This window comes from Devosia elaeis (assembly GCF_001650025.1).
Classification (GTDB): domain Bacteria; phylum Pseudomonadota; class Alphaproteobacteria; order Rhizobiales; family Devosiaceae; genus Devosia; species Devosia elaeis.
This window is the reverse complement of the sequence record NZ_LVVY01000087.1, coordinates 22,288-28,287: the sequence shown is the minus strand read 5'-3', so window position 1 is coordinate 28,287 and position 6,000 is coordinate 22,288. Positions and strand designations below refer to the sequence as shown.

6 protein-coding genes are annotated in these 6,000 nt (G+C 65.4%); 5 read left to right on the top strand and 1 reads right to left on the bottom strand.

Features of this window, described 5'->3' with window-relative positions:
* The first annotated feature begins 181 nt into the window (after positions 1-181).
* The 3 genes from A3840_RS11365 (at position 182) to A3840_RS11355 (ending at position 2,902) form a co-directional block, all read left to right on the top strand.
* Positions 182-1,300, top strand: coding sequence for a PhoH family protein (locus A3840_RS11365; protein ID WP_082903834.1), 1,119 nt, complete (start codon positions 182-184; stop codon positions 1,298-1,300).
* A gap of 11 nt (positions 1,301-1,311) precedes the next feature.
* Positions 1,312-1,788, top strand: coding sequence for an rRNA maturation RNase YbeY (gene ybeY / locus A3840_RS11360; protein ID WP_067456484.1), 477 nt, complete (start codon positions 1,312-1,314; stop codon positions 1,786-1,788).
* A 178-nt stretch (positions 1,789-1,966) separates the two neighbouring features.
* Positions 1,967-2,902: a hemolysin family protein gene (locus A3840_RS11355; RefSeq protein ID WP_245676600.1), complete on the top strand. Its 936-nt coding sequence runs from the start codon at positions 1,967-1,969 to the stop codon at positions 2,900-2,902.
* 30 nt (positions 2,903-2,932) lie between these two features.
* Here the strand turns inward: A3840_RS11355 and A3840_RS11350 are convergent, their stop codons facing one another.
* On the bottom strand, positions 2,933-3,733 hold the full coding sequence (locus A3840_RS11350) for a siderophore ferric iron reductase (RefSeq protein WP_067456481.1): 801 nt from the start codon (positions 3,731-3,733) through the stop codon (positions 2,933-2,935).
* 173 nt (positions 3,734-3,906) lie between these two features.
* On the opposite strand from A3840_RS11350, the gene A3840_RS11345 reads away from it, so the two are divergent.
* The gene (locus tag A3840_RS11345) at positions 3,907-4,335 is read left to right on the top strand and encodes a TadE family protein (protein ID WP_067456478.1); all 429 of its coding nucleotides are present in this window, start codon (positions 3,907-3,909) and stop codon (positions 4,333-4,335) included.
* A 35-nt stretch (positions 4,336-4,370) separates the two neighbouring features.
* On the top strand, positions 4,371-5,978 hold the full coding sequence (locus tag A3840_RS11340) for a TadG family pilus assembly protein (RefSeq protein ID WP_165603171.1): 1,608 nt from the start codon (positions 4,371-4,373) through the stop codon (positions 5,976-5,978).
* Positions 5,979-6,000: the final 22 nt, after the last annotated feature.

Genomic DNA, 6,000 nt, shown 5'->3' with positions numbered 1-6,000 from the left:
CTCGGGGCTTCCATCGACGTTTCAAACCCGGAGGTTTTTGAGCCGTCCGGCGAAAGGGCCTGCCCGAAGGGACCGGCCACGCAGCCCCGGCGCTTTCACCCGGTTCGCCCTTGCGATCTGGCGCGAGCGTCACAAAATATCTACAGACAGCGAACGCAAATCATCCTAGCGTCGTTACAGCATGGGCGACGCGCTCCGCTTCGCCCCCTTCGGGAGCCGAGAAAGTTTGAGCAGGCACTTGCCACCAACCGCCGATAACGCCCTTGCATCGCAACTCGAACTCGCCTTTGAAGACAATCGCCTGGCAGCCCAGCTCTATGGCGATTTCGACCAGAACCTTGCCCTGATCGAACAGCGCCTCGCCGTCTCGGCCACGCCGCGCGGCAATCATGTGCTGCTCAAGGGCGCGGCCTCCAAGGTCGATCAGGCGCGCCGCGTGCTGGAATCGCTCTATGCCAATCTCGAGGAAGGCCGCAGCATCGACATTGCCGATGTCGATGCCGTCATCCGCATGATCGAGACCGAGGACAGCCAGCTCACCCTGCCCACGCTGGAGCGCAAGGGCAAGGTGCGCATGGCCCAGATCGCCACGCGCAAATCCACCATTGTCGCCCGCACCCCGGCCCAGGACGCCTATATGCGCGCCATGGAGCGGAGCGAGCTGGTCTTCGGCATCGGCCCGGCCGGTACCGGCAAGACCTATCTGGCCGTCGCCCATGCCGCTTCCCTGCTCGAACGCGGCGACATCAACCGCATCATCCTTTCGCGTCCGGCCGTCGAGGCCGGAGAGCGCCTGGGCTTCCTGCCCGGGGACATGAAGGAAAAGGTCGATCCCTATCTGCGCCCGCTCTACGACGCGCTCTACGACATGATGAAGCCGGAAAATGTCGAGCGCTGCATCACCTCGGGCATTATCGAGGTCGCGCCCCTGGCCTTCATGCGCGGGCGCACGCTCTCCAATGCCGTGGTCATCCTGGACGAGGCGCAGAACACCACCTCGATGCAGATGAAGATGTTCCTCACCCGCCTGGGCGAGAATTCCAAGATGATCGTCACCGGCGACCCCACCCAGGTCGATCTGCCGCGGGGCGAGAAATCCGGGCTGGTCGAGGCCGTCAACCTGCTCGACGGGGTCGAGGGCGTGCATGTGTCGCGCTTCGGCGACAAGGATGTGGTGCGCCACGCGCTTGTCGGACGGATCGTGCGGGCCTATGAGCAGGATGCCATGCGCCGGCTCGCCCGCAAGGAGGGCGATACCGAGGGCCTGGCGCGGACATTGGGCACCTTGCCCCGGAGCTGAGCCGCCGATCCATGCCGTCATCGCCCCCTTTGGAAATCGCCGTCATCCGCAATGCGGAGGGCTGGCCCGATCACTTCGACAGCCTGGCCGAAAAAGCCGTCCTGGCTGCTTTTGCCGGCGCGGGAGCCAGGATCAAGGGCGCGGCCGAAATTTCGGTCCTCCTCACCGATGACGCGGAGCAGCGGGAGCTCAATGCCCAATGGCGCGGAAAAGACAGCGCCACCAATGTGTTGAGCTTTCCCCAGATCGAGCCTTTCGGCCCGGTCATGGGGCTGTTGGGCGATATCACCCTGGCGCGCGAAACGCTCGAGCGCGAGGCCGCCGATCTCGGCAAGAGCCTGGACGATCATTTCACCCATCTCATGGTGCATGGATTTTTGCACATTCTGGGTTATGATCACCTCGAGGAAGACGAGGCCCTTCAAATGGAGGGCCTGGAAACCCAGATATTGGCGGGGCTGGGGATAGATGATCCCTATGCCGATTGACAAAACCGTCAGGAACCCCTGACCTTCAGGGGCATTTTCGTCCCAATGGACACCAAGAGCCGTGATTTCGCGGCACGAGATGATGACCGACAGCGACAGTAACATGGCCCCGCGGGTGGCCGAAAACCCAGAACCTCCCTCTAGTTCCGCCCCCGCCGCGTCGCGGGGGCCGAGCCTCTTGCACCGGATCAAGGGCCTCTTGGCCCTGCGCACGGTCTCCCTGCGCGACGATCTGCAAGTGGCTCTGGAGGACAATGGCAGCGCCGAAACCGGCGATTTCTCCGAGAGCGAGCGCGCGATCCTGCAGAACGTGCTGAAGCTCTCCAAGGTGTCGGTCGACGACGTGATGGTCGAGCGCTCCGACATCCAGGCGGTGCAATCCGACATCAATCTGGGCACGCTCCTGGCCAAGTTCCGCCAGGTCGGCCATTCGCGCCTGCCCGTCTATGACGAGGGCCTGGACGACATCAAGGGCTTCATCCACATCAAGGATGCCCTGGCCCGGATCACCGAGCCGGTCAACGACCCCGAAAAGGAAGTGCCGGTCAAACTGCTCTCGGCAACGCTGCGGCAGAAGATCGGCAAGCTGGGTATTGCCCGGCCGGCCATGTTCGTGCCCACCTTCATGCCGGCTGCCGACCTGCTCCAGCAGATGCGCGCCAGCCGCACCCATATGGCCATCGTGGTCGACGAATATGGCGGCACGGACGGCCTGGTCACCATCGAGGATCTGCTCGAAGCGGTGGTGGGCGAGATCGAGGACGAGCATGACGTGGCCGAGGCGGCCCTGATCCGCCGCGTCGGGGAAGGCGTCTATATCGCCAATGCCCGGGCCGAGCTCGACGATGTCCGCAGCCTGATCGGTCCGGATTTCGATCCCGGTGAATATGGCGAGGACGTCGATACGATCGGCGGTCTGGTCTTCAATCTCGCCGGCCATGTGCCCAAGCGCAGCGAGCGCATCGACGGGCTCGATGGATTCGAGTTCGAGATCCTCGCCGCCGACAGCCGCCGCATCAAGCGCCTGCGCATCCGCCGCAAGAAGGATGGTCCGGCCGAGCCGCTGGCCATTACCGACCAGCGCAGTGAGCAGGAAAAGCAGGCGGCCGAATAGGCATGGCGACCCTCGGGCCCGGCCCGGGGGTCAATCCTGCCGCGTTTCCAGTTCCGCCATGGCATTGTCCCGCTGCCGGGCAATGCGCAAAGCCTTCTTCTGCTTGGGGCAGGAGGCGCACAGCGTCTCCGGCATGGCCAGGTAATCGAGGCAGCATCCCTTGCGGTTGACGATGGCCACGTCTCGCCCGTCGGGCAGCGCGATCACTTCGAGATCGCCATGGCCCGTGAGCCCCATGGCCTCCAGCCACAGGGCGCAGAAGCGTTGTTGCTCGCCAAGGCCCAGATGCGGCTGGAAATGGCGCAGCCGCACCATCAATCCCAGCATGCGCTCGGCGAGCAGGCGCAGCGCCGGCACCGGCCTGAGCCGGGTGACCGCATTGACCTCGGTGAAAATGCCGTCGGCAAAGGCGCGCAATTCCGCCCCGGCCCGGGCGATCAGCGCCTCCGTCTCGTCCCGGTGCTGTGGCCCCGGCGCCAGCCGATAGCCGTCGACATAGATGCCGCGCTGGTTCTGCGCCAGGCTCCCGAGATCGGGCAGGGCGCCATGCAGATGCACGGCGATGACCGCCAGATAGGCCGGTTGCCAGGTGAGATTGGTATAGAGCCGAACCGCATAGAAGGGCGGCCCCGCTTGCGGATAGCTGGCTTCGAGCCGGCGATAGAGCTGTTCCAGAAAGCCGCGATTGTCCTGGCCCGGCCGGTGCCAGCCGGGCAGGGGCTCGCCGGGCGCCCCCTTCATGAAGCCGGTGGCCTTCTCGGCGGTGGCGATCAGCCGCGTCAGGGCAGTGTCGCCCTGGCTGGAGGAAAAAAGATAGTCGCGCGCCATCATCAGGGTCTTCGTAACGCTGTGCCGCCGGCACGATCCGCAGGCAGATAGCACACAAATGCCTGCCCCCAAATAATCCCGAGCACTAAGTGTCAATACGTGGCGTAACCTTTCATGAAGTGTTCACGAAGCGGGAGAAGACTGCTCGCATCAAGTAAAACATGCGGGAGGTCTAGATGATCTTGCGCTCCAGGGAGTTGTGTCGCGATATTCGTGGCACGGCCGTCATCGAGTTTGCTATTCTGACGCCGGTTTTTTTGCTGATGCTTACCGGCATGCTCGCCTACGGTATCTATTTCGGTGCCGCCCATGCCTTGCAGCAATTGGCAGCCGATGCCGCCCGCACCGCCATTGCCGGGATCAACGTGGCCGAAGGGCGGCGATTGGCTGCGGATTATCTCAGCCGCAATGCGGCCACCTATATGCTGATCGATCCGCAGAGGCTCGATTTCGATATCGCGGTGGCCCCGGACAATCCCGACCAATACCGGATCGAGCTCCGGTACGATGCCGGCGATCTGCCGATCTGGAACCTCTATCCGCCCCTGCCGCTGCCCAGCACGCAGATCGTGCATGGAGCGACCATTCGCCGGGGCGGCCTATGATCTGGCATCGGTTCCGGCGAGACGAGCGGGGAAATATGGCCCTGCTCTTTGCTTTCGGTTTCACCCTCTCCGCCCTGGTTTCGGCCCTGGCGGTGGATGCCGCTTCGCTCTACCACGCGCGGCGGCACTTGCAGGCCGGGGTCGACCTGGCAGCCATCTCGGCGGCGTCCGATCCCTCCCGGGCCGCCGAGATCGCCCGCTCCGTGCTGGCCGAAGCCCGGCTCCTCCCCGAGGCCGGCACGGAGGGGCTCCGCGTCACCACTGGCCATTACGATCCTGCCATCGCCGATATCGGCCAGCGCTTCCGTCCCGGCGCCACGCCCCTCAACGCGGTGGAAGTCCAGCTCGAACGGCCGGGCGAGCTCCATTTCGCCGCCAGTTTCGCGCCATCGCTCCGCATCGGGGCGCGGGGTGTGGCGGCGGTGACGCCCCAGGTCGCCTTTTCCGTCGGCTCCCGCCTCGCCAGCCTCAATGGCGGCCTGGTCAATTCCGTGCTCTCCTCGCTCCTGGGCACGACGATCTCGCTCAACGCCCTCGATTATCGCGCCCTGGCCGATGCGCGGATCGATGCCTTCTCGTTCCTCGACGCCTTGGCCCAGCAATTGGGCGTCACCGCCGGCTCTTACGATGATCTCCTGGCCATGCGGGCCGGCGCCGGCACCATAGCCCGGGCGCTGGCGAGTCTCACCAATGGCACCGCGCGCACCGCTCTCGCGGCGCTCGGCGGCTCGGGTCAGGGCAATATGGTGTCGATCGGCAAGCTGATCGCCCTGGGCACGATGGGCCGGCACCAGATCGGCTCGGGCGGCGCGGGCATCAATTTTTCCGTGCTCGACCTGCTGACCGGCGCCGCCGCCATCGCAGATGGCAAGAACATGATCTCGCTGCCGCTCGGCGCCAGCCTGCCGGGCCTCGTCAAGCTGGAGCTTTCCCTGCGCGTGGGGGAACCGCCCCAGGGCGGCGGCTGGGCCGCCATCGGCCCCCAGGGCACCGTGCTGCGCACGGCCCAGCTCCGCCTGCGCCTGCGCGTCGAATTGCTGGGCGGCACCATTCTCGGGAGCGCCGGGGTCAAGGTGCCGCTCTGGCTCGATCTCGCCCATTCCGAAGCCATAGTCGCGGCTGCCATCTGTCCAACGGCTGCCGCGCCCAAGGGGAAGGCCAGCATCGCGGTGCGCCCCGGCGCCCTGCGCCTGGCCCTGGGAGAGATGAGCGATGCCAGCCTCGCCAATTTCGGTTCCACCCCGGCCCTGGCGCCGGTGCGGCTGATCGATGTCTTGCTGCTGTTGCGCGTCAATGCCGCCGGCATGATCGAGATTGCCCAGTCCAATCCAATCCTGCTCGATTTTTCCTCGCCCGATATCGCCGTCGGCGTGCTTAAGACCGCGCGCACCACCACGATTGCCTCCTCGCTTTTCGGCTCCCTTTTCAGCAACCTGCACATCGAGCCGCAAATTCTCGGCATTAGCCTCGGCCTGGGATCGGAATCGGCCATCGTCAAGGCCCTGGGCGCGTTGCTGGCCCCGCTGGGCCCCGTTCTCGACCTCACCGTCAATGGCGTGCTCGCCACCCTGGGCCTGGGCATCGGCGAGGCCGATATCCGCGTCCACGCCGTGCGCTGCGACAATCCCGTCCTCGTGGGCTGATCCCCCCGCCGACCCGCTCTTG